This window comes from Lactobacillus sp. ESL0260 (assembly GCF_003692935.1).
GTDB lineage: Bacteria > Bacillota > Bacilli > Lactobacillales > Lactobacillaceae > Lactobacillus > Lactobacillus melliventris.
Genome location: NZ_REHO01000004.1, coordinates 149,551 through 175,160 on the forward strand (window position 1 = coordinate 149,551; position 25,610 = coordinate 175,160).

Below are 25,610 nucleotides of genomic sequence, written 5' to 3' on the forward strand. Positions count from 1 at the left end.
AAGATACTAACACAAAAAAGCCTGCTGGTGATTTTTAATCATTAGCAGGCTGTTTTGTTTTTACAATGGACTGTCAGATTTTTCTTAAATGGATAATAGGATACCCATTTCAATTTTTAATTGATTTACTATTTATATTTTCCCAACATTTCAATATAAATTGTTGGTTGTTTATCTTTTCTACATCAATATAATTAAAACAACTTAAATTGAAAGAAGAGAAATTCATGACTGGAAAAAAAGCTAATTTGATTTTTGGAACTCTTTTGACTGGAACAATTGTCACATCGTTTCTTCAAACTTCTTTAACATCGGCCTTGCCACAAATTATGCATGAGTTATCCTTGACCGCACTAACTGCCCAGTGGTTAACCAGTGCTTTTAGTTTAGCTATGGCAGTTATGATTCCAATATCAGCATATTTGATTAAACGTTTTACTACTAGGCAAATATTTTTATCGTCAATGCTATTATTTACATTCGGTACATTGCTTTGTTGTGGGGGAAGCAATTTTCTAATTATACTAATAGGTCGTATATTTCAAGCCTTTGGTAGCGGCATTATTTTACCATTAACTCAAGTAGTAATTATGATTCTTTATCCGGTTAACAAGCAGGGAACAGTCATGGGGATATTGGGATTGGCATCAGGAGCAGCACCTGTGATAGCACCAACTTTAACAGGCTTACTTATTGAAATATGGGGTTGGCGTAGTGTTTTCTTTATTTCAGCTGCTATATCATTTTTTATTATAATTTTAGCAATCTTTAGCGTTGAAAATGTTTCACCTGTTGCAAAAAATCATCTAGATTACTTTTCTGTATTATTAAGTACTGGTGGCTTGAGCAGTATGTTGATAGGACTAAGCAATATTACTACTAGATTATTTACAAGCTTAATCTTGCTGGTTATTGGAACAGTATTAATAATTATTTTTTGTAAAAGACAGTTACAAGATGATGAACCATTACTAAATCTAAGAATTTTTAAGAATTCAAATTTTCGTTTGGCTGTATTAATCAGTATGCTTCTTTATGCAATAATGATGGGTAGTTCAACTATTTATCCTATTTTAATTCAAACTGTAATGAAAAAATCAGCCCTTATTTCAGCATTTATAATGTTGCCCGGATCGTTAGCTATGGCTATAATTAATCCTTTTACAGGGATATTTTATGACAGATTTGGAATAACTAAATTGGCAATTACAGGAAGCTTGTTATTAGTAATTAGTTGCTTGGGAGTAACATTTATCAATTCTCCAAAAGAAATAATTTTGTTAGGAGTTTTTTATCTTCTCCGTTTATTAGGGGTTGGCTGTTTGATGATGCCAATTGTAACTTGGGGAATGCAAAGTTTGCCCAAAAATGAAGCAGCAAATGGTACAGCTCTTCTAACTTGCTTAAGAACATTAAGCGGTGCTATGGGAACTTCTTTATTTATGGCAGCCATGACTAGCGCAACTCACTTTATTGATGCTAAAGTAGTGGCAAATTATATAGGAATTCAATTCACATTCGGTATAATGACATTTTTGGCTTTAGTTCAATTATTGATTAGCGTATATAAAGTTAAAAAGCTTTAACAAAGAGATTTTTATATGCCACAATCATTTCTATGAATAAAAAAAGAAATCGCACCGTATCACGTAAAAAAATTCAAAATGCCGTCGTTGAACTTTTAAAGAATAGTAATTTAGAAAATTTAAAAGTCACTGAAATTTGTCAAAAGGCACAAATTAACAGGTCAACTTTTTATGATAATTACACAGATATTTATGATATGGCAGACAAATTAAGAAAATATCTTGTTGATGAATACGCACTAACGCAAAATAATTCTAAAAAACCATGTTTTTCAAAATTATTACAACATGTTAAAGACAACCAAGATTTATATCGTTTATTTTTTAAACTAAATTTACAAGATGGTGTTGCTGAAAAGTTTATAGATAGTCATGAAGAAAAAAATCATTATGATGAAGTATTTTTTCGCAATGGTATAGTGGCTATAATTACTGAATGGCTAAAAAATAATTGTTCAGAACCAATAGATAACGTTGTTAAAGTAATTGATGCACATCAAAATTGTTTGCAGAATAATAGTAATAAATATTAAGATCTACCTAAGAAAAATAAAAAAACAATCTGAATTGCAGATTGTTTTTCTGTTTTTATGCCAACAAAATCGCATCATCTTCAAGACCTGTACCTACATGTTTTTGGAATAGTTCCATTAACTTAGGCACAGTTAGATTTTGTTTATCTTCACCAGCCAGATCAATTGCTACACGACCTTGATGCAACATGATCAAACGATTGCCGTAGCGAATAGCATCTTCCATATTATGAGTGACCATAAATGCTGTCAAATGCTGTTCAGATATCAACTTTTCAGTTAATTGCATGACTGTTATTGAAGTTTGTGGATCAAGAGCCGCAGTATGTTCATCCAGTAGAATCAAGTCTGGCCGTTGCAGCGTTGCCATCAAAAGGGTAATAGCTTGTCTTTGACCACCTGAAAGTAAACCAATTTCAGTTTCCAAACGGTTTTCTAAATTCAAATTAAGTTGAGCAAGCTGCTTTTTGAAAAATTTCCGATCCTGGCTTTTAACACCAGGACGAAAGCCCCGGCGCTGTCCGCGCTTCATAGCTAAAGCCAAATTTTCTTCGACGGTTAATCTGACTGCTGTTCCCATTTTAGGATCTTGAAAAACGCGACTAATATTTTTTGCTCTTTTAGTAACAGGCAGTTTTGTAATATCGGTACCTTTTAGAATAATTTGTCCTTCTTGAATAGGTAACGTTCCGGCAATACTATTGAGTAGAGTAGACTTACCAGCACCATTACTACCAATGATAGTCACGAAATCTCCGGCTTCTAAACTAAGGTCAATTCCGCGTAAAACACGGTTTTCATTAACAGTTCCTTGTTCAAAAGTTTGATGTAAATTTTTAATCTTTAGTACTTCTGGCATTTTGCTTTCCTCCTTTAAGATTGCGTGGTAAATGGAAATTTGGCAAAGTTAAGCACACAACTAAAACTAAAGCTGAAGCTAATTTTGCATCAGACGGTTCTACATTCATCTGGAATACCAAAGCTAAAATCAGTCTATAAATGATGGCACCTACGACTAAAGTAAGTAAACGACCACCAATTGACAGATTGCGAATGAGTACTTCTGCGATAATAATTGAAGCTAGCCCGATAACAAGAGTACCCACACCAGAGTTAAGGTCGGCAAAGCCATTATTTTGTGCTAACAGTCCACCTGACAAGGCAATACAGCCATTAGAAATCATATAACCTAAAATTTTCATTCCTTGAGTTTTAATGCCGTTGGCAGCACTCATCTGCGGATTGTCACCAGTAGCTCTCATAGCTAAACCAATTTCAGTTTTAAAGAAAACGACAAGTAGCATAATAACTAAAAGTGCAACTATCAGTCCCATTGCAATTACAGCATTGTTACGACTTAAGCCCCAATTTTGCGCAATTGTAAAGACCGTCTTTTTGCCTAGCAATGAAACGTTGGCAGCGTTTTGCATTACTCTGGAAGTAATGGAGTATAATCCAGTCATTGTAATAATTCCTGCTAATAAAGAAGGAATACGCAATTTGGTGTTCAAAATACCAGTAACTAGTCCCGCAATCAACCCGCCAATAAATGCGGCAATTGTTGCCAATATCGGATTAATACCTTTAATAATGCACATCGTCGCAACAGCTCCCCCTAAGGGAAAACTGCCTTCAGCCGTCATGTCGGCTAGATCTAATATTCGAAAAGTTAAATAAACACCGATTGCCATTAATGACCAAAGTAGTCCTTGAGAAGTAGACGAAAGTAATAATTCCCAAAATGTATTTAACATAACTTTTATTTCACGCTGCCTTTCTTTAATTTACTTAGGTGCTTTAATTGAAGCAGGATCAATTCCAAGTGCCTTTGCCATTTTCTTGTTAACTACTAATTTCAAATCAGTTGCCCTTTCAACTGGCATATCTTTAGGCTTAGCTTTACCGTCTAAAATTTTGGCAGCCATTTTACCGGTTTGTTTACCAAGTGCCTCATAATCTATTCCAATAGAAGCCAAGCCGCCAGTTTTAACTTGATCCGTTGAACCGGCTACCAGTGGAATCTTCTTTTCCTTAACAACCTTACCAATAATTGAAGAAGCAGAGGCAAAAGTATTGTCTGTTGGTACGTAAATTCCTTGTACTTTTCCTGCTAAAGTTTCAGTGACTTGTTGAACATCATTTGTTGTGTTGGCCGTCTTAATTAAAACTTTGACTCCGGCTTTTTTAAGTGCCTTGACAGCTAGATCAGCTTGAATTTTGGAATTGGCTTCGCCCGCATTGTACATAATGCCAATTGTTTTAGCCTTAGGCACAATTGATAAAAGTAATTTGATTTGTTTATCAATTGAAACCATATCAGTGGTTCCTGTGACATTTCTGCCAGGTTTAGTGTCTGAATTTACTAGTTTGGCAGCTTTTAGATCAGTCACAGCAGTCACTACAATCGGGATATCCTCGGTAGCATTTGCTACGCTTTGTGCTGCTGGGGTGGCAATACCTAAAATTAAATCTGATTTTTCGTTGACTAGTTTTTCACTCATGCTCTTCAAATTGTCTTGACTATTTTGCGCATTTTGGTAATCAATCTTTAAATTTTTGCCTTCAACGTAGCCTTTTTCTTTCAGTCCTTCTTTAAAGCCCTTGTTGGCTTCATCTAAAGAGGGATGTTGTACTACCTGCAGTATACCCACATGTTTGACAGTTGCTGTACTGCCTGTCTTTTTGTTATTACAACCACTTAATAGCAACAAACCGGTTAAGGCCATTCCCATAACTAATTTCTTAATTCGCATTTTTCTTCCTCCGTAAATCTAATCTTCATAACGTAAAAACACCCACTTATTTCTAAGTGGGTGTACAAGTTATCATTTTCATTAATAATTATTTGTGATTAACCACTTAGAAAGCTATGTGGCTAACCGCAACTAAAGGACTCTAGCCATCATAGATAAATTCAAAACTTGAATCTGGTTTGAATTCATCTAGATGAACCCAAACCCTATCTAAAATAGCTAAAGTAGTAACGATTATTCAGTTGTGAGATGTGTTTAATATAATATTTCATTTAAGATCAACCTCCAACCTTAATGAGAAGATTATAAAAAATAAAGAAGAAAAAGTCAAGGAATAATAAAATTTGGTTGCAATTGATGTGCAACCTAAGGGAAATTTTCAAATTTATTTTGCCAAAATGTTTAAGCTAGTTTTTTGTTTTACATAAAAAAACTGCCCTTGTGGCAGTCTGTTTCCCGTTTATTTTGGAGCTTTAATTGATTTAGGATCAATTCCCAGTGCTTTGGCCATACTTTTGTTCACCACTAATTTCATATCGTGTGCTTTTTCAACCGGCATGTTTGCAGGTTTAGCTTTGCCAGATAAAATTTTCGCAGCCATTTTCCCTGTTTGTTCTCCCAATAATTCGTAATCAATTCCGATTGAGGCTAAGCCGCCAGTTTTGACTTGATCAACTGAACTTGCTACCAGAGGAACCTTCTTTTCTTTAACTACTTTGCCAACTACTGAAGCTGCTGAATCAAAGGTATTATCTGTAGGAACGAAAATACCGTCAACTTTTGAAGCCAGAGTCTCTGTTACTTGTTGGACATCGTTAGTCGTATTTGCAGTTTTGATCAAAACTTTCACTCCTGCTTTTTTCAGTGCAGCTGTTGCTAAGTCAGCCTGAATTTTGGAGTTTGATTCACCAGCGTTGTACATGATACCGATAGTTTTAGCCTTGGGCACAATTGACAACAGCAACTTGATCTGACGTTTAATTGAGACCATGTCTGTTGTACCCGTGATATTTCTACCCGGTTTCTCATCTGAATTAACTAATTTAGCGGCTTTTAAATCAGTTACAGCGGTGACAACGGTTGGGATTTTCTGCGTTGCATTCGCCACACTTTGCGCTGCCGGCGTAGCAATCCCTAAAATCAAATCTGACTTTTCGTTGACCAGTTTTTCACTCATACTTTTCAAATTATCTTGATTATTTTGAGCGTTCTGGTAATCAATCTTAAGATTTTTACCCTCTACAAAGCCACTTTCCTTCAAGCCCTTTTTAAAGCCCTTGTACGCTTTATCTAGAGAAGGATGCTGCACTACTTGCAAAACGCCAACGTGTTTCACATCTGGACTTTTACTGGCTTTTTTGCTGCTGCAGCCCCCTAAAGCCATTAAACCAACAATTGTAATTCCTGTAATTAGTTTTCTAAAATGCATTTTGTGCCTCCATAAAAAATACCCACTTACTTCTAAGCGGGTACACAGAAATTAAATTGCCAACAAATAATTGGATTGTGGTTAGCCACTTAGAAAGCTATGTGGCTAACCGTACTAAAAGAGTCCTAGCCATCATAGATAAATTCAAACTTAGTTTCGTTTGAATTCACCTAGATGAACTCAAACTCTTATCTATAGTAGCTAAGATAATAACGATTATTTAGTTGCTTACTAAATGTAACCATTAGAATTACCTCCAACTTTAATAACAATATTATAAAAAAATAAAAAATTAAAGTCAAGGTGTAATTAAATTTTATTGTTAGTAATAAAAACTTTATGACTAAAAATAATTTTTTAAAAATCTAATTTATGTAATGGTAATGATAAATAGGAAGCGCTTTGATTAACGGTTATAATACAGATAATGAAAGTAGGGGTAATAAAGGAAATGAGTAAAGCAAAAGAGCGAGTATTAAAAGAAGTTCAATTGTTACCGGATGGTATGGCAATTGATACGAGGGATCTAGCTCAAAAGTTAAGTTTGTCCAGATCAGTAGTCAGTCATTATCTTAACCAATTAGTTAAAGATAATAAAATTCAAAAAATTGCTGAACGACCTGTCAAGTGGACTAAAGTTGCAATTAAAAGTCCAAATAAACATGTATCTTTTGAGGATGTGATAGGCAGTAACGGATCTCTGAGAAAAGCAGTTGAGCAGTTAAGTGCCGCCGCGGCCTATCCACCTAATGGATTGAATGTTCTAATCACGGGTAATTCCGGAGTGGGAAAGAGTTTTTTAGCCCACAAATTATTTTCTTATTCAAAAAAAATTGGTGTTATTTCTACTAAAGCACCTTATATAGTTTTAAATTGTGCTAATTATGCGAACAACCCTGAACTTATTTCTAGCATGCTTTTTGGCTATGTTCAAGGAGCATTTACTGGGGCCGATACTGCCAAAGATGGCTTGCTAAAAGAAGCAAATGGCGGTTATTTATTTTTAGATGAAGTACATCGGCTTAGTAGTGAAAACCAAGAAAAACTTTTTAGTTTTATTGATTCTGGTCGATTTTACAAGATGGGTGATAATGTACACCCTCAAAAGTCAAAAGTCAGACTAATTATGGCAACAACTGAAACACCTGAAAATGTTCTTTTAACCACTTTTTTACGACGGATTCCTGTCAGAATTAATTTACCAGATTATGTTGCTCGTCCTATTGATGAACGATTGGAACTGATTAATACATTATTTGTGAATGAAGCACATAAGATTAATAAAAAAATTATTGTAGATAAAGGTGTGGTTTCAACGCTTTTACAATTAAACCATACTGGGAACATTGGGTACCTTAAAAATACTATTAAAGTTTCATGTGCTGCTGCTTATCACGACTGTTATAATAGCACTACTATTAATCTTAAATTAAAGAATTTAGAATTGGAAGCCTTACCTGAGTTTAAGGATTATGGTGAAATAATTGTTGATCCAGCTAAAAAGGAACCATTTATACCTCAGATTAGTTTAGAACAAAAATTATGCAATATTACTGAATCTCTAAAAATTCTTGAAGACAACTATACGGATGAAAATTTGAATACTTGTCGGTTAAGAATACAGGCAATTAATAAATTTATTAATAAAGAATCATTGAAATCTGGTTTGCATGTTCAACACCAATACCTTTTTAAAAATATCATTATTAAACAATATGGTTTAAATAAAACTGATTATTTAGAACCGATTATTTATTTATTATATGAACGTCACTTTAAACCAAATTGTGACATTCCAAAGTTGAAGGAAGTAATAACGAATTACTTGCCTCGTTCATTTCATGTTGCCAGCAAATTTTATGAACAATTACCTATTTTAGATTCTAAAAGTCATAAAAGCATAACACTAATACTTGCATTACTGCTAAGTGACCATGTGGATGAAAATATCCAGTTACGTGGTTTAATGGTAGCTCATGGTGAAAATACGGCCACCAGTATTCAGGCAGTTACTAACTATCTTTGTGGTAACTATGTTTTTGATGCAATCGATATGCCAATTGATGCTGATATAACTGCTGTTATCAAGGAAGCTAACAAGTTAATTAGTAGCTTTAATACCACCAATGGCTTCATCTTAATGATAGATATGGGTTCATTGAGTCAGCTTTATAGTCAAATTAGTGCCCAATTGGATGGCGATTTGTTGGTGGTTAATAATTTAACAACTTTAACTGCCTTAGACTTAGCGCTTAAAATGAAACAAAATTTGCCTTTCAAGCAAATAGCGGAAAAAGCAGAAAAAGATTATAGCATTGATGTTAAGTATTATGAGGGCTTTTCCCAATCAATGAATATTTTGGTTTCATGTATTTCTGGATTAGGAATAGCTGAAAAAATCAGTGATATCATGCGACAATATTTACCTGTCGGAATAAAGGTAATACCAATTGGTTATAATTCTTTAAAAGAAAAAATTGCTGGTAAGAAATGGTCCTATTTCAAACAAACACTTTTTGTATTGACTACAATTGATATTACAGAAAAAGTTAAGTTCAACCATATGAATTTATATGACATATTAGATTCACGTGGAGAAAACAAACTCAAGGAGTGGCTTTCTCCATATCTAACTCCTGAACAAATGGAAAGTTTTAATAATCAATTGCTGCGATTCTTTTCAAAGGAAGGGATTTCAGAAAGACTTAGTTTTTTAAATCCTGATGTAGTACTCAGTGAGGTAGAAACTATCAACAGGAAATACGAAGACTTTTATAATTTGAAGTTAGATGGCAAAGTTAAATTAAATCTCTATATGCATATTGCACTTATGATTGAACGGACAATGATGCGTAATACTTCAGAAGTAGTGGTTAAGCCAAAGTCAGAAAAAGAAAAAAGTTTTTACAAAATCACAAAAAGTATATTTCAACCTATTGAAATCAAGTATAATATTAAAGTTTCAACATACGAGATGTCCCTTTTATATGAATTGTTTAAACAGTTTATTTAAAAGAGTTTAAAATTTCCAGTAAGAAGTGTTTATTGACTTAAACACTTCTTTTTCAATGCTTTTAAACAGCACTTGGCATTATATTTGCTAATTATTAGTGAAAAGGTAAATAACTAAAGGAGTGACAAGATGACAGATATATTGATTGCAAGTCATGGGCATTTTGCCAGTGGCTTAAAAAGCTCTATTGAAATCTTAATGGGTATGAGTAAGAACATTAAAGTTATCGATGCTTATGTTGATAAATCAGACTATATGAAACAAATAGATGATTTTATCACAAAGTCTAAACGACCAGCTGTGATTTTTACTGATCTAAAAGGGGGCAGTGTAAATCAAAAAGTAGTCTTAAGAGTTGCTAAGGAAAAAGATATATTTGTCGTTACGCAAACTAATCTTGCAGTTGTATTAGCTGTGCTTTTAGATACTGAAAAGTTAACCAAGAAGCATTTACAGGATTTGATAAAACAAAGTCAAGTAGAACTATTTCAAATTGACGACGATAATAATAGTTTGGCAAATCAAGAAGAAGAATTTTTTAAATAAGGAGAGAAAAGATGATTGCGGCACTAAGAGTAGATGAAAGATTGATTCACGGTCAGATTTCAATGTCATGGAGTAAGGCATTAAAACTGCAGGGAATTGTGGTAGCTAATGATAAAGCAGCATCAGATGATATGCAAAAAATGATGCTCAAAATGGCGGCACCGTCAGATATTAAGACGATCATTTCATCAGTAGACAATGCAATTAAGCTACTTAATGATGAACGTTCTCATAACATGCGTTTACTGGTTATTACTACTACTGTCAAGGATGCCCTTACTATTGCAAACAATGTTAATGAAAAACCGGAGCAGGTCAACATTGGTAATGCCGGTAAGATGGATGCAAAAGGTGATGAAGTCACACTCACAAAGGAAGTACGGCTGTCACCAGAAGAGATTGAATACTTAAAGAGATTAGTAGCAGAATACCCTGATACTTATTTCCAAGGTACACCAAATATGGAAAAACATTTGGGTAAAGATCTTTTAAAGAAACTAGAAAAATAGGAGGCAAAAAATGTTTTATGATGCTTTAATGACAGCTATTGCGGTTTTTGTGGGCACTGCGGGACATGAATTTTTTGGGAATGCCATGCTTAGTAGACCCATTGTGGTAGCACCATTACTGGGATTCTTATTAGGAGATATACACACAGGACTATTAGTGGGCGCTTCAGTTGAAACTATTTTTATGGGAGTTGTCAATATTGGTATTTCTAGCACTGCAGAGCCCGCATTAGCTGCGGCTTTGGCTACAGTGTTTACAATTCAGTCAGGAAATATGGGTGCTAATATTACGTTGGCATTTCCACTTGCAGTATTAGGCTTACAATTTTTAAACATGATTCTTTCATTTGTAATTGGGCCTTTTGCACCTTTATTCGCTAAATTTGCTAAGAAAGGCGAAGATAAAAAAATGGTGGCTCTACACTATGGCTTATGGTTCTTACACTATGGTTTATATTCGCTAATCCCATTTTTTGCTGTTCTTTTTGGCTCAAAGGCAGTGCAATTTGCTCTGCAAGCTATTCCTAAGTCAATTATGAATGGCCTAACGGTTGCAGGTAATTTATTACCAGCAGTCGGAATGGCAATGTTACTACTACTGTTATGGGACAACAAGCTAGCACAATATTACTTTTTAGGGGTTGTATTAATGGCTTACTTAAAATTGCCATTAATGGCTATTGCGGTCATTGCAGCTATTGTGGCTGTTGCTATTGCAGAACGTGATATGAGTGAAATAAAACTTTCTAAGAATAAGGGAGTTACCGGTTCAGTATCGGATTCAAATCAAAAGGATGAGAAGAAATCATTTAGTCAAGAAGAGGAGGACTTTTTCGCATGAAATTAACACAAGGTTTATCTAAAGATGAAAAGAAAATGATTCGCAGTATGTTCTGGCGGTCCTCAACCATGTACATATCGGTTAACCCCGTTTTAATGGGTGGTGGCGGTTTCTGCTATTCACTAATGCCTTTCATTAATAAATATTATAAAAATGATGAAGCTGGCAGACGTAAAGCTTTGGAACGTGAAACTTCTTACTTTAGTACTACTGTACCAATGTCTACATTTGTTATGGGTATTGCCGCTTCAATGGAAAAGGAAAACAGTAAAGAACTTGATTTCAATGCTGATTCAATTAATGCTGTTAAGACCAGTTTGATGGGGCCTTTAGCTGGTATTGGCGACTCTTTGTTTTGGGGAGTTTGGCGTGCAGTTTGTGCCGCCTTGGCTATCAATTTTGCTCAAAGTGGCAACTTCTTAGCACCAATTATCTTTTTGATCATGTTTAACATCCCCAACTACGTCATTCGTTATTATGGTGGTTTCTTGGGCTACTCTCTAGGATCTAGTTATGTTAAAAAGCTCTATGAGAATGGTTTAATGAACGTATTAACTAAAGCTGCAAGCATTTTAGGTCTGGTGATGGTTGGAGCCATGACTGTGCAAATGGTGATTTTTAAGACCACAATCAAATGGACAATGGGTGGCAAAACGATAATGGATGTCCAATCGGTCCTTGATCAAATATTTAAAGGTTTGTTACCTGTGGTAATTACCTTAGTATGTTACAAGCTTTTAAAAGACAAGAAAATCGGTGTAATCAGCCTAATTTTTGCTATTGTTGTGCTATCGATTTTGGCGTCGTTGGTCGGAATAGTCTAATATGAATCCTTTAATTAAAAAAATTGTCGAAGAAGCTTGGCAAACACCAGAAAACAATTTTTATAACATTACCTCTACCCAAAACAAAGAAGTAACTGCTAATAAAGACAGTTATTATGGACATTTACTTCCAGATGAAGATTTTTCAATTGATATTAGTAATCAAAAAATGCTTGCTAGCTTAGATGAAAGAGGTACTATAAAAAATATCAGTTTTTTCAGAGACTCGTATTTTACTGAAGATAAACCTGGTACTTGGGTCTCTAATGGCTTTGTTCAAGAAGAGAATATTACTTCTGAAATTGAATTTAATAACCAAAGATTTTCTTTGTCAGAGGGAAATCACACAATAAGATATGATCTTTTGTTTAATTTGTTTCCCCGATATATTCATAATTTTAGCAATTTTAAAGTTTTACAACTATTTTTACCAATTTATTTGGAATCAGGCGTTTCTGTCAGTGGGCTAATTGAAGTTTGTGCTTTGACAGACAATGATAAAGTACATTTAATCTTTCCCAGATGTTTTAATCAAAAGTTTTCCGATCGTCATAATGTAGAATTTAACTACTGTGCGGGAAAACGTACGATGCATCAAGGTATTGGTTGGGTATGTATAACTGATCCCAACGCCACATTTAATGTATCTGAAAAAGCAATGGAAAATGTTATTATTTCTTCCTATAATCATATTGCGCAAAAGTATGGGCAATTGGAAATACCAGAAAAGCCTCAATTAGCAGCACTAATTATTAGGAAAGCAGATGGTGCCTTAAATAGTATTTCTTGCGCTACTGATGATAAAGTTGTTGGTGCGAATTGGGGCTCAAGTCCAGTAATAAATCGTACTTGGTTGCGGGATATGTATTATGCCAGTTTGCCCGCTATTTATTTTGATCATGATTTGGCTAAAAAAATTATTTTATGGTTTTCGCAGTATGAAATAAAGCCTCAAGGCGACAAGTTTGCTGGAGGGATTGAACACTCCGTAGTGAATTCATTGAATTGTGTAAACTTGTTATCGCTTTATTTGGCACAAACAAATGATTTTGAATTTATTAGAAATAATCCTCAAATGTGGCAACATGCTTTATATGTCGTTAACTATTTAATTGCTCATTTAGATCAAAAATACGGATTGATAAAATCACAGTGGATTTCTGATGGCTTGGCTTTGGGAGAATTTCATACTGGAGCGCAAATAACTCTATGGAGTGCTATAAATGGTATCAGTAATATTTATAGTAAAATTCTGGCTCAACCAAAAAAGGCAAAGTTTTACAAAAAAGTTGCTGATAAATTAAAGATGAATATTGATAAATATTGCTTAGTTGCAAATAAACAAGGTAGAAAAAAATATCTTGAAGGTGTAAATCTAAGTAATCACAAACTAAGTGTAGATTCCAAGCAATATGAAAAAGGACTGTTGAAACAGGGACTTGACTTTCTAACCAGAGTAAATCACCACGGACAAATTAGTTTGGAATTTCATGATGGTGAAGAATCCGATACAACGCTTGCACCATTTTATGGGTTTTGCGATACACTTGATGAACACTATCTTGCTACTTTGAAATTTGCTGCAAGTGAAAAAAATCCTAGCTATAGCCCATTGAGCAAAGGAATTTCGTGGGGAAATCAATCGGAAGCAACTTTTCCCGGATATGTTACTTTGCTGATGGGTACTGCTGATGATAATAATCAATTTAATAAGAGATTAGCTTTGCTTAATAAGCTTGCTGATCTAGATGGCAGTTGGTGGTGGTGGCCGTATGAGGTTGGTCACAGTCAAGAAGAAGTTAGTCGCTTTAATCATTGTGGTAAATGTGGTTGGAGCGATGGAACTTTTAGTGCTTTAATAATAAAAAATATATTAGGTATTCAGTTTAATGCACCAGAAAATAAATTATGTTTAAGACCACTAAAAATTACTCCTGATTTTACTTGGCAGCAATTTCCGTTAGCTCAAGGATTGAAAGTAAACCTAACTTATCAAAAAAATGAAATGGAGAAAAAAATCACAGTATCTTTAACTGGATCTCTAAAGAAAGAAATAGAGGTTATTTTTCAACCACAGAATTGTGACCATTTAATAAAGAAGAGTTTAAACACTAACAATAGTATTAAACTTGAAGAAAGGAATGACTAAATGTTTAGCAGTTTAACGGAATATAATTCTTTTGCTACCAGAGCTATAACACCAGAGAATCCAACGGGAGCCAAGGGCAAAGCAGCAATGACGGCAAGCGAGCTGGGACCAAGTCGTAAGGGCAAAGCCAGCATCACTTTACCTAAAAATGAGGAAACTACCATTGCCGATATTAATGGTTCTGGCGAAATAAAACACATGTGGTTTACTATTCGTGATCATACTGAGCAAGGTAGTTTTATCATGCGTAATACAATTTTAAGAATCTATTGGGATGATGAAACAGTTCCAGCAGTGAGCTGCCCTTTGGGAGACTTCTTTTGCAATGGGTTTGGGGAACGATATGATGTTAACTCTATGCCAATTGTTGTTGCTCCAACTGGTGGTATGAACTCCTATTTTGAAATGCCTTTTAAAACACATGCGCGTATAACGATTACAAACTTGTTTAGGCAAGATATCAGATCATTTTTCTATACTATTAATTACGAGTTGCATGATCAAAATGAAGAAGCTCATAAATTGTATTTTCATGCATTCTGGAACAGGGAAAGACAAACCAAAGTACAGCAAGACTATACATTATTGCCTAAAATCTCTGATCATGGCTATTATGTAGGAACTTTTATTGCGCTAACTGCTTTAGAGCGCTATTGGTGGGGTGAAGGTGAATTTAAATTTTATCTTGATGATGACCAAAAGCATCCTACAATTACTTCAACAGGAATGGAAGATTATTTTGGCGGAGCTTGGGCTTTTCATAAGTACCATGAAGATGGTACTACTTACCCAGCTACTTTTTGTACACCGTATCTTGGATTTCCTTATCATAGTAACATAGACCATTCACGTGAACATTTTAGTACTGGTAAACCTAATTCTCCTCATGCTTTTGATAATGATGGCTTACCGCAAAACGCTTTATATCGCTGGCATTTACTAGATCCTATTTCTTTCAATGACGATATTCACGTTACTCTACAACAAATTGGTAACGATGATGTAGGATTATTTGAAAGAAGTGATGATTTATCTTCAGTAGCTTATTGGTATGGTGCGAATCCAACTGGAGTTACAAGTAAGTTACCTACAAGAGAAAATTTACGACCCCGTTAAGAAATATTTTCATGCCAAAAATCCAATTTGGTATAATTATTCTGAAAGTGAGAAAAAGGGAGAGAAAAGCCGATGACACGATTGCAAAAAATGGTATTAAAGCCGAAAGAGCAGTTAGTAACACGGCTTTTCTTGTCGCCTAAATTAAAGCAAAATCTAACAGTGCTCTCATACAGTACCTATGACTTAATTAACGCCATGAAGGAGTTGAGCCTAAGCAACCCGTTTGTATCTTTGCGTGAACCTAAAGGCGAAATGCAAAATTTGGAATGGTTGCGGGCGCCCGAAGGTGAAAATCTGATTGATCATTTATTAATGCAGGTTAACTTGAGCGACTGGCACAATTGGGAAAAAAGTGCTGTTAAAGTTTTAATTTATCTGCTTGATAAAGATGGCTATTTAAGGGTAGACTTAGCTAACATTGCCGAACAAACAGAGTTTTCACTGGAGAAGTTGACAAGGGCTAAGGATTTATTGCAAAATCTTGATCCCTGTGGTATCGGTGCCGCGGATCTAACTGAATGCCTGTTGCAACAAGCAAAGCAAAAAGCAGATTTTAATCCTGTAGCTCTTGAAATTTTACTTGATAATCAGCTGGAAATGCTGGCTGATCCCAAACAATGGCCTAACTCTAAGTTTTCAATATCCGAATTAAATGATGCCCTTGCCAGCATCCAAACACTGGATCCTACTCCAGCTAGCGATTATGTCGTTGAAAATAATATACAGTATTTATTTCCGGACTTAATTTATCGGATAACGGATGGGCGCCTAACAGTTGAAAGTTATCAAACGCAAATACCAGAGATGGTTTTTGACGAAAAAGCTTATCATGAGTTAAAAGAGCAGTCAGATGAAAATAAATATTTTTCTGAACAAAAGCAACGTTTTCTTGAACTGAAAAATGCGATTGCTGAACGGCAGAAAACCATCATGCGGCTGGGTGAATATGTGGGCCAGTTCCAACACCGGTTTTTAACTACAATGCAAAGACGCGAATTAAAGCCGTTGGGATTAAAGGAAACTGCGCAGGCCCTGAATTTGGCACCGAGTACTATTAGCAGAGCCATTAAAGACAAATATATCCAGTGTCAGAACAAGATTTTTAGTTTGAAGATGCTTTTTCCGCGTGAAGTGACGACTGATTTGTCTCAAGCGCGTATAGAATATGACCTGCAACAGATCATAAAAAAAGAAGATGTCCGCGCTCCTTTAAGTGATCAGCAACTGGTAGAAATATTTGCCAAACATGATGTGACTTTAAGTCGGCGTGTAATTGCCAAATACCGCAAAAAACTCAATATACCGAATAGTTATAGTAGAAAGGCCAAGCCAACAGATTAAATTTTGTAAACAACTTCAATTTTCAAAGCGGTCGAATATTTAGTGATGAAAAAGTGCTCCTAATAGCCAGATAAATGTCTAACTATTTTGGAGCACTTTATTTACGTCAGGATTTTTAAAATTTATAAATTACTTTTACGGTAAATCATTTCCTGCAGCCAGATAAATGTCATACCACTCTTGAGCAGTAAGGGAGATATCTGCTCCTTTAGCACTGTCAATGATATGAGCTGGCGTCATAGTCCCAATAATAACCTGGGTATTTGCCGGATGTCTTAAAATCCAGGCAGCTGCAACTGCATTTTTAGAAACGCCTTTTTGATCAGCTACTTTTTGTAAAGCCTTATTGACTTCTGGAAACTTAGGATTGCCAATAAAATTGCCCGCAATTTGACCATACTGGAAAGGTGACCATGCCTGAACAGTCATGTTGTGTAAACGTGAGTAGTCTAAAACGCCCCGGTCGTGGTCAATGCTGCGCTCATCCGTCATATTAGTATGAATATTGAAATCAATCGGACCTGTGTGCATTACACTTAATTGCAATTGATTAATCAGCAATCTTTGACTGACTCCACTTTGCAGTAAGTCAACTTGCATCGGATTAAAGTTTGAAACTCCAAAGTGGCGCACTTTGCCGTCTCTTTGTAATTCATCAAAGGCAGCGCCAACTTCAGCTGGATCCATTAAAGCATCTGGTCTGTGGAGTAGCAAGCTGTCTAAATAGTCAATTTTCATCCGGGAAAGAATACCATCAACGGCGTTAATCAAATATTTTTTAGAAAAATCATACCTGGTAGTCTTGTAGTCCAATTTAGGATTTTCATAAATACCAGTTTTAGATTGAATATAAAAATCATCTCGAGTTAACGCTGACTTTTGAAAGGCAGCTCCGAAGATTTCTTCAGATTTGCCATGACCATAAATATCAGCTGAATCGATATAATTAATTCCTGCTTCGTGAGCAGTTTCCAACGTTTTAGCAGCTTCATCAACGCTCAGTTTGTTCATGCGCATAATTCCCAGTGCAATGGCCGAACCGGTGAAGTTAGTATTACCTATTTTAATTTGTCTCATAATGTACCTCCTTTCTTTAGTATACGCTTTCTTTACCTATAATTATCAAAAAGTGTGGGTTTTAATTTACATTTAGCAATGATAACTAAAAACTAATATTTTTTTAAAAAATATTTTATTTTTATCATAATTTTGTATATAATAGATCTTACATAATTTTTTTAATATTTTTAAAAACAGTAGGAGGGAAAATTATGAGTAATAAGATTGGAATTATCGGAGACGGCCACGTTGGCAGTACGGTAGCGCAACAGCTGATATTAACGGGATTGGTTGATGATCTTGTTATGATTGATGTTAATGAAGCAAAGGTTAGAGCAGATCAGCTTGATTTTCAAGATGCCATGGCAAATTTGAAGCACCACACTACTATTACTATCAATGATTATTCGGCCCTCAAAGATGCAGATATTGTAATTAGTGCTTTTGGAAACATTGAGTTGGAAGCAGGCGGTGAACGTTTCGCTGAATTGAACTACAACCGTGAGCGGATTGGAGATATTGCGGAGGCAATTAAGAAGAGTGGCTTCAACGGTATTTTGCTTGCCATTACCAATCCAGTAGATGCAATTACTAATATGTATCAGGAATTAACTGGCTTGCCGCGTAAACATGTCATTGGCACCGGTACTCTTTTAGACACAGCCCGCATGAAGCGTGCTGTTGGTGAGCGCATGAATGTCGATCCTCGTTCAGTGGAAGGCTTTAACTTGGGTGAACATGGTAATTCACAATTTACAGCTTGGTCAACAGTCAAGGTTTTGGAAAAACCAGTTACCGAAGTAGCTGAAGCAAAGCACTTAAAGCTTGAAGACTTAAATGACGAGATTAAGTTTGGTGGTCAAACTGTATACAAGGGTAAGCAATATACTAACTATGGAATTTCAGCAGCTGTGACTCGTTTGGTAGAAACTATTCAAAGCGATGCCCATACTGAAATGCCAGTTTCAAATTACCAGGAAAAATATGGTACTTACCTGTCTTATCCTGCAATTGTTGGTCGTGATGGTATTATTCAAACCGTTGAATTGACACTTACAGATGAAGAAGAAAAGAAGTTACAGTCTTCTGCTGCAACAATTAAAGAAAAAGCCAATAAGTAATGAAATAAGTCCCAGGAGTTATATATCTTCTGGGACTATTTTTGATTTATTTATTAAAAATTATGGTCAAAATAGTCAACATTTTTATATTAATTTAAAAATTGTAGTGAATTCTATGGTTATAAGGGGTATTCTTATAGTAATAATAAAGTGTAAAGGAGAAAGAATATGCAGAAAAAAATAGATGACTATATTCTGGGTCTCGATATCGGGACCAATTCTTGCGGCTGGGCCGTGACGGATAAGAAAAATAACTTATTAAAACTTAGAGGAAAAACTGCCATAGGTTCACACTTATTTGAAGAAGGTCATACTGCGGCTGATCGCCGCGGCTTTAGAACTACCAGAAGACGTCTTAAGCGCAGAAAGTGGCGCTTAAGACTTTTGGAAGAGATTTTTGCGGAACCGATGGCTGAAGTGGATCCAGGATTTTTTTTGCGCCTGCACCAATCATGGGTGTCACCATTAGATAAAAGCAGAAAAAAGTACCAGGCAATTGTATTTCCAACAGCTAAGGAAGATCATGATTTTTATCAAAAATATCCGACCATCTATCATTTACGTGATGCGCTGATGACACAAGATCGTCAATTTGATTTACGTGAAATATTTTTAGCTATCCACCACATCGTTAAGTATCGTGGTAATTTTTTGCAGGATACAGCTGTTAAAGACTTTGAAGCTTCCAAAATTGAAGTCGGCCCGATTTTAACAAATATCAATAATGCTTTTGCGGATAAGATAATTGAAGATCAAGGTCCGATTGAATTAAATGTGGCAAACTCTGCGGATATTGAAGCTGTTATTCGCGGCAAAGATAAAGACAAAACCGTTTATAAGATGGACAAGGTCAAAAAAATTGCCAAGTTATTAACAGATTCAACTGCTAGGGAAGAGAAAAATGTGGCCAAGCAGATTGCTAACGCCATCATGGGTTACAAAACTCAATTTGAAACTGTCTTAGGCAAAGAAATCGATAAAAGCGACAAGGCGCAATGGGAATTTAAACTTTCGGATGCGGATGCCGATGATAAGCTGGATGCCTTACTGCCGGATCTTGATGAAAATGATCAGACTATTGTCGCTGAAATTCAAAAATTGTTTAGTGCGATTACATTAAGTACCATTGTTGATGAAAACAAGAGTTTATCACAATCTATGGTAGAAAAATATAATAAACATCATCAAGATTACAAATTGTTAAAAGCGTATATCGACACTTTGCAGGATCGCAGTATGGCTAAAAAGTTACTTTTAGCCTATGATCTATACGTTAATAATCGTCATGGTCATTTGTTGGAAGCTAAGACTGAATTTAAGCAGGATGGCACTTTAACTAAAGAAGATTTTTATAAAACAGTTAAGGATAACCTAGATGACTCTGAACTCGCTCATAAGATTGCGCAAGAGATAGCTGCCGATAATTTTATGCCTAAGCAGAGGACGAACAGTAATGGTGTAATTCCGTTTCAACTGCATCAAATCGAACTGGATAAGATTATTGCTAATCAAAGTAAGTATTACCCCTTCTTAGCTGCAGAAAATCCGGTAGAAGATCATCGTAAACAAGCACCGTACAAATTGGATGAACTGGTTAGATTCAGAGTGCCTTATTATGTGGGCCCAATGATTACAGCTGATGAACAGGAAAAGACTTCCGGTAAGAGCTTTGCCTGGATGGTCAGAAAAGAGCAGGGTCAAATCACCCCGTGGAATTTTGAGCAAAAAGTAGATCGTCAAGAATCTGCCAACAAGTTTATTAAGCGGATGACTATCAAGGATACCTACCTATTAGGTGAAGATGTTTTGCCTGCTAATAGTTTGCTTTATCAAAAATACGAAGTATTAGATGAACTTAATAATATTAAAGTAAATAAAAGACGCTTAGATCCAGAAATAAAAAAGGATATTTATAACAAACTATTTAAAACAAAAAAATCAGTTTCTAGAAGAGATTTAATTAACTATCTAAAGGAAGAGCAAAATATAGAACATGTTCTAATTGAGGGTTTGAAAGACAAGGAATTAAATACCAAATTTAATTCAAGTCTGTCAAGCTATTATTATCTAAAAAAACTACATGTGTTTGATAAAGAATTAGTAGACCCACAATATCAAAAAGATTTTGAAAAAATAATTGAATATTCGTCTATATTCGAAGACACGAAAATTTTTCAAGAAAAATTAAGGGACGAATTTAAGTGGCTAACCCCTAAGCAATTTAAAGCAATATCAACGTGGCGCTTACAAGGTTGGGGCAGATTATCGCGTAAGTTGCTGGTGGAATTGCATGATACTAATGGCCAAAACATTATGGAGCAACTATGGGATAGCCAAAAGAACTTTATGCAAATTGTGACTGAGCCTGATTTTAAAGAAGCAATTGCTAAGGAAAACCAGGACGTTACACAGGAAAATGGTGTTGAAGCAATTTTGGCAGATGCCTATACTTCTCCTGCTAATAAAAAGGCGATTAGACAGGTAATTAAGGTTGTTGATGATATCGTTAAAGCTGCTGGTAAAGCTCCAGCGCAATTTGCAATTGAATTTACAAGAAAACCACAAAAAAAATCAGAGATACTACATATTCGCGGTACTAAGCTGCTTAAAACATATGAAGAAACTGCTAGTGAATTGGTAGACCAGAATCTAACTGATAGCTTAAAAGATGCGATGACTAGCCGTAAATTGCTAAAGGACAAATACTTTTTATATTTTATGCAGGCTGGAAGGGATGCTTATACAGGACAAAAAATTAATTTTGATGAAATTATAAAGGATTATGATATTGATCATATTTTGCCAAGACCATTTATTAAGGACGATTCTTTTGATAATCGGGTTTTAACGGCTAAAGTTTTAAATGCGAAAAAAGCAGATGATGTGCCGTATAAGCGCTTTGCTAACAACTATGTTTCAGACTTGAAAATGACAGTTAGCGAAATGTGGAAGAAGTGGCAAAGAGTAGGTATTATAAGTAAATTCAAATTAAATAATTTACTGCTTAATCCGAATAAACTAGATAAATATCAGAAGTCAGGTTTTATTAATAGGCAGCTGGTAGAAACAAGTCAAATTATTAAGTTAGTATCAGTTATTTTACAAAATAAATATCCAGATGCAGAAATTATTACGGTTAAAGCCGGTGACAACTCCGCTCTGCGTCAGCGCCTAGATTTATATAAGAGTCGTGAAGTTAATGATTATCATCATGCCATTGATGCCTATTTAACTATAGTTTGTGGGAATTTTTTATATCAGGTGTATCCTAAACTTCGGCCATATTTTGTATATGGTCAGTTTAAAAAATTTAGTCAAGACAAAAATTTGGAAAAAGATATTCTTGAAAATCTAAAGTTACAAAATTTCTTGTGGCCTTTACTGCAAAAAGATAATTCTAAGCGTAAAGCCCTAGAAGAAATTAGGGAAAATGTTAGCCATCAGATAGTCTTTTACAAGCATCCAGACATTTTTGACAAATTACGTAAAGCATATAATTATAAATACATGCTAGTCTCAAGAGAAACTACGACTGAAGATAGTAGTATGTTTAACATGACTGTTTATCCTCGCGGGGAGCGTGATCGTAAGAAAACTAGAAAGCTAATTTCTAAAGGTAATCGGCTCGATACCAAAATTTATGGTGGCTATAGCGGCAACACTGATGCATATATGGCAATTGTCAAGATTGAGAAAGCAAAAGAATCTATCTATAAAGTTATTGGAATCCCGATGCGCGCTCTTGCAAGCTTAAACCAGGCCAAAAAGCAAGGAAATTATCAGGAAGAACTCCGCAAAGTGTTAGAACCCCAGATTATGTTTGATAAAAATGGTAAACCTAAGCGGGGAGTTAAAGGTTTCAGAGTAGTAAAAGACCATGTTCACTTTAAGCAAGTCGTCTTGGACGGTGACAAAAAATTTATGTTGTACTCTGCAAAGTATGAAACAAATGCTAAGCAGCTGACCCTTTCTCAAGAAACAATGCGAATAGTTACCGATAACTTGAAGAAGAGCGAGGATCAAGATGAATTATTAGTAAAAGCTTATGACGAGATTTTGCAAAAGGTTGATCAGTATTTACCATTATTTGATGTAAATAGTTTTAGGAATGGTTTACATAAAGGCAGAGAAAAATTTCTTGATTTGGCGGTTAATGATAAGAAAATTACTTTAACGAATATTCTAAATGGCTTACACGATAATCTAGTAACCCCAAATATAAAGAATATTGGAATTAAAACTCCATTTGGTCAAATGAATTTTTCGTCTAATATAACTTTATCATCTAATGCAGTATTAATTTTTCAGTCACCAACAGGACTTTTTGAAAAACGGGTTAGGATAGCCGATTTGTAAACTAAAATAGGGAAGCGCAATAATCCGATTCCCTATTTTTGTGCATAAAAAAACCTCCGCTATAGAGCTGAGGCAGGACGGTAATAACCGCGTTGAAACTTAGTATCTTAAAGATACATTGTTTGATTTTAAATCTGGTTGTTAGATCAATAATGATTAGATCGTTGGTAGCTAACCAACAACTATAGTATAACATTTATTTATAAAAATACAAGGAGGAAATAAGGGATGGAGATCAGTAATCATCACGCAGCATGCGAAATTAACATATTCAATGCAAATGATGATTGTCCAAACTCGTGATGGCATTAATCAAATTCCAATTGAGGATATTAATCTGTTGCTTGTTTCAACTACACAGGCAGTGATTACCAGCGCACTCATTAGTAAATTGGCGCAAAATCAAACCAAAGTTATATTTGTTGATGAAAAGGACAATCCGGTAGTTGAAACAGCTGTTTATTATCCAGGAGCCAGAAATATGGCCAAGCTAAAAAAGCAGTTTAATTGGGATGAACATTTAAAAGAAGTATTGTGGACAAAGATAGTTAGTCAAAAGATCAAAAATCAGATTGCAGTTTTAGCTAATTATCATTTGAATAAAGATGAGGTTCAAAGTGAACTGGATCAGCTAGAAATTAATGATGAAAGCAATCGATAAGCAATTGCGGCCCGTAAATATTTTATGCTTTTATTCGATAAAAATTTTGTTAGACGTGATACCAGTGCCATTAATGCAGCACTAGATTATGGTTATGCCATTTTGCTTTCAAGCTTTAATAGAGAAATTGCAATGAATGGCTATTTCACTTATTTTGGTATTCACCATTGTTCACAAGAAAACCAATTTAATTTGGCTTCGGATTTAATGGAATCATTTCGACCGTTTGTTGACTATTGGGTTAAGGCTCATGCAAAAATCAAAGAGCTGACACCAGATATTAAGTACGGTTTAGTTGAACTTTTAAGCTTGGAAATAAAGTTTAACGGTAAAAAGACACTTTTGACAAATGCCATTACAGTTTACGTACGAGAATGTTTAAAGTTTCTTAGTGGAGAAAGTAAAAAATTACCAGAAATGGAGATGAGTTTGACAAATGAGGTACCGAATAATGCGCTTAATGATAATGTTTGATTTGCCCACGGAAACAGCCCAAGAACGAAAAGAATATCGCCAATTTCATAAAAAGTTGATTAATGAGGGCTTTTTTAATGGTGCAATTTTCAGTATATGTGCGAGTCTGTGTTACTAGACGTACAGCTAAGTTTTTGGAAAACCGTATCAAAAAATTCTTGCCTCGTGGAGGCCTAGTGTAGTCATTAATGGTTACGGAAAAGCAATATAATGACATGCATTTTTTACTTGGTAAGCCAATTGACGATGTGCGTAATACTTCAGATAGGACGATTATCTTATGATTTTAACTTATGCAACTCATAAAAAGTGGATGTTCAAAGATCCTGGTATAAAAATCATTGGCTTGCAAAGTCCAATAGCTTACTGTGATATAATTCAAGGATTTCAAGGAAAGAATAAAATGTTACTTTGTTCAGAGGATGATTACAGTCCTCTTGATATCGGCAAGACCTTTGATTTTATTGGCGATCCATTACTTAGTGGCGATGTCACTAAAAAGTATATGCCGCATATTGTGAACAACTATCTGAAAGGCTTAGATGAAGAAAATCGCGATAAGCTAATTAGATCGCTTTATAGTTTAGAGTCAATTTTACAGGATTCACTTTTACTTGAGGATTTACCTTTAGCGATTAATTTTGATGAAGATTTAAAGAAACTCCTTAAATATACAGAAATTCATTTAGATAAAGCTTTATTAATTCATCAATATGGTATAATAGAAACAGTTTTAAAAATTCATCAAACATGTGATTTAAAAACTATTCCTGTTATTTGTAATGTAGCTCATTACTTGGAAAAAGACGAATGGCAAGAGTTAGCTAGTCTTGTCAAAGAAATGAATTTGATTTTGGTTGTAATTAATTCACGACAAAAGAAAATTTGGCAATATCTAAAGACATACCTTTTTACTATATTGATAAGGATCTAATCGATTGGTATTAACAACAATATTAAAATCAGATTGTTTTAGATGATTGTTAGATCAATGATGATTAGAACTTAATGATATACAGAGCTTGGTGGAGTACAGTTTTAGATGGTTGTTAGATCAATGATGATAAGAACAGAGATTAATTGATACCTTAAATAATGGTGGTTTTAGATGATTGTTAGATCAATGATGATAAGAACAGTTTGATAACTTTGAGATACACCACTCACGTTTTAGATGATTGTTAGATCAATGATGATAAGAACGTACCACATCAAGAAAAACGTTCAAGGTATGTTTTAGATGATTGTTAGATCAATGATGATTAGAACACTACACAGACGCCAGCTCCAGACGAA

18 protein-coding genes, 2 pseudogenes and 1 CRISPR repeat array (1 of these 21 running past the window's edge) are annotated in these 25,610 nt (G+C 34.8%); of the genes and pseudogenes, 15 read left to right on the forward strand and 5 right to left on the reverse strand.

The features are described from left to right. The first annotated feature begins 227 nt into the window (after window positions 1–227). On the forward strand, window positions 228–1,586 hold the full coding sequence (locus tag F5ESL0260_RS01675; RefSeq protein WP_122025643.1) for a DHA2 family efflux MFS transporter permease subunit: 1,359 nt from the start codon (window positions 228–230) through the stop codon (window positions 1,584–1,586). A 32-nt stretch (window positions 1,587–1,618) separates the two neighbouring features. Beyond that, on the forward strand, window positions 1,619–2,119 hold the full coding sequence (locus F5ESL0260_RS01680; protein ID WP_122025644.1) for a TetR/AcrR family transcriptional regulator: 501 nt from the start codon (window positions 1,619–1,621) through the stop codon (window positions 2,117–2,119). A 55-nt stretch (window positions 2,120–2,174) separates the two neighbouring features. Here the strand turns inward: F5ESL0260_RS01680 and F5ESL0260_RS01685 are convergent, their stop codons facing one another. The 4 genes from F5ESL0260_RS01685 to F5ESL0260_RS01700 all read right to left on the reverse strand — a co-directional run bounded on the left by F5ESL0260_RS01685 (window position 2,175) and on the right by F5ESL0260_RS01700 (window position 6,256). Then, window positions 2,175–2,978: an ABC transporter ATP-binding protein gene (locus tag F5ESL0260_RS01685; protein WP_122025645.1), complete on the reverse strand. Its 804-nt coding sequence runs from the start codon at window positions 2,976–2,978 to the stop codon at window positions 2,175–2,177. Then, a complete protein-coding gene (locus F5ESL0260_RS01690) occupies window positions 2,956–3,873 on the reverse strand; it encodes an ABC transporter permease (RefSeq protein ID WP_110445591.1) in 918 nt (305 codons plus the stop codon). The genes F5ESL0260_RS01685 and F5ESL0260_RS01690 overlap by 23 nt, the downstream gene beginning before the upstream one ends. Window positions 3,874–3,903: 30 nt before the next feature. Then, a complete protein-coding gene (locus F5ESL0260_RS01695) occupies window positions 3,904–4,866 on the reverse strand; it encodes an ABC transporter substrate-binding protein (RefSeq protein ID WP_370448577.1) in 963 nt (320 codons plus the stop codon). Window positions 4,867–5,332: 466 nt separating this feature from the next. Beyond that, window positions 5,333–6,256 (reverse strand): ABC transporter substrate binding protein, encoded by a 924-nt coding sequence (locus F5ESL0260_RS01700; protein WP_370448578.1) that lies wholly within the window; start codon window positions 6,254–6,256, stop codon window positions 5,333–5,335. A gap of 496 nt (window positions 6,257–6,752) precedes the next feature. Here F5ESL0260_RS01700 and F5ESL0260_RS01705 point away from each other — a divergent pair, with 496 nt between their 5' ends. The 8 genes from F5ESL0260_RS01705 (at window position 6,753) to rpoN (ending at window position 16,643) form a co-directional block, all read left to right on the forward strand. Then, window positions 6,753–9,314 carry a sigma 54-interacting transcriptional regulator gene (locus tag F5ESL0260_RS01705; protein WP_122025684.1) on the forward strand — a complete coding sequence of 854 codons (2,562 nt, stop codon included), beginning with the start codon at window positions 6,753–6,755 and terminating at the stop codon, window positions 9,312–9,314. 129 nt (window positions 9,315–9,443) lie between these two features. Next, window positions 9,444–9,860, forward strand: a complete 417-nt coding sequence (locus F5ESL0260_RS01710; RefSeq protein ID WP_110445593.1) for a PTS sugar transporter subunit IIA — start codon at window positions 9,444–9,446, stop codon at window positions 9,858–9,860. 11 nt (window positions 9,861–9,871) lie between these two features. After that, window positions 9,872–10,369 (forward strand): PTS sugar transporter subunit IIB, encoded by a 498-nt coding sequence (locus F5ESL0260_RS01715; RefSeq protein WP_110445594.1) that lies wholly within the window; start codon window positions 9,872–9,874, stop codon window positions 10,367–10,369. 10 nt (window positions 10,370–10,379) lie between these two features. Beyond that, on the forward strand, window positions 10,380–11,210 hold the full coding sequence (locus F5ESL0260_RS01720) for a PTS sugar transporter subunit IIC (protein ID WP_122025648.1): 831 nt from the start codon (window positions 10,380–10,382) through the stop codon (window positions 11,208–11,210). Beyond that, entirely contained in the window at window positions 11,207–12,034 is an 828-nt protein-coding gene (locus F5ESL0260_RS01725; RefSeq protein ID WP_110445596.1) for a PTS system mannose/fructose/sorbose family transporter subunit IID, read from the forward strand. The genes F5ESL0260_RS01720 and F5ESL0260_RS01725 overlap by 4 nt, the downstream gene beginning before the upstream one ends. A 1-nt stretch (window position 12,035) precedes the next feature. Then, window positions 12,036–14,183 carry a hypothetical protein gene (locus tag F5ESL0260_RS01730; RefSeq protein WP_122025649.1) on the forward strand — a complete coding sequence of 716 codons (2,148 nt, stop codon included), beginning with the start codon at window positions 12,036–12,038 and terminating at the stop codon, window positions 14,181–14,183. Then, window positions 14,184–15,299, forward strand: coding sequence for a glycoside hydrolase family 172 protein (locus F5ESL0260_RS01735; protein ID WP_122025650.1), 1,116 nt, complete (start codon window positions 14,184–14,186; stop codon window positions 15,297–15,299). 72 nt (window positions 15,300–15,371) lie between these two features. Beyond that, window positions 15,372–16,643: an RNA polymerase factor sigma-54 gene (gene rpoN / locus F5ESL0260_RS01740; protein ID WP_122025651.1), complete on the forward strand. Its 1,272-nt coding sequence runs from the start codon at window positions 15,372–15,374 to the stop codon at window positions 16,641–16,643. A 135-nt stretch (window positions 16,644–16,778) separates the two neighbouring features. On the opposite strand, the gene F5ESL0260_RS01745 is transcribed toward rpoN, so the two are convergent. Beyond that, entirely contained in the window at window positions 16,779–17,720 is a 942-nt protein-coding gene (locus F5ESL0260_RS01745; RefSeq protein ID WP_122025652.1) for an aldo/keto reductase family oxidoreductase, read from the reverse strand. Window positions 17,721–17,914: 194 nt separating this feature from the next. On the opposite strand from F5ESL0260_RS01745, the gene F5ESL0260_RS01750 reads away from it, so the two are divergent. The 5 genes and pseudogenes from F5ESL0260_RS01750 (at window position 17,915) to csn2 (ending at window position 25,248) form a co-directional block, all read left to right on the forward strand. Beyond that, window positions 17,915–18,823 carry an L-lactate dehydrogenase gene (locus tag F5ESL0260_RS01750; RefSeq protein WP_122025653.1) on the forward strand — a complete coding sequence of 303 codons (909 nt, stop codon included), beginning with the start codon at window positions 17,915–17,917 and terminating at the stop codon, window positions 18,821–18,823. Between the two features lie 168 nt (window positions 18,824–18,991). Further along, window positions 18,992–23,179: a type II CRISPR RNA-guided endonuclease Cas9 gene (gene cas9, locus F5ESL0260_RS01755; RefSeq protein WP_122025654.1), complete on the forward strand. Its 4,188-nt coding sequence runs from the start codon at window positions 18,992–18,994 to the stop codon at window positions 23,177–23,179. 208 nt (window positions 23,180–23,387) lie between these two features. Next, window positions 23,388–24,314, forward strand: a pseudogene (gene cas1, locus F5ESL0260_RS01760) (type II CRISPR-associated endonuclease Cas1). Beyond that, window positions 24,292–24,598: pseudogene (gene cas2 / locus F5ESL0260_RS01765) on the forward strand (CRISPR-associated endonuclease Cas2). The pseudogenes cas1 and cas2 overlap by 23 nt, the downstream one beginning before the upstream one ends. Next, the gene (gene csn2 / locus F5ESL0260_RS01770) at window positions 24,595–25,248 is read left to right on the forward strand and encodes a type II-A CRISPR-associated protein Csn2 (protein ID WP_122025655.1); all 654 of its coding nucleotides are present in this window, start codon (window positions 24,595–24,597) and stop codon (window positions 25,246–25,248) included. Before cas2 ends, csn2 begins: the two are co-directional and overlap by 4 nt. 35 nt (window positions 25,249–25,283) lie before the next feature. Beyond that, window positions 25,284–25,610: a CRISPR direct-repeat array (repeat unit 30 nt; unit sequence GTTTTAGATGATTGTTAGATCAATGATGAT); it runs 561 nt beyond the window's last position.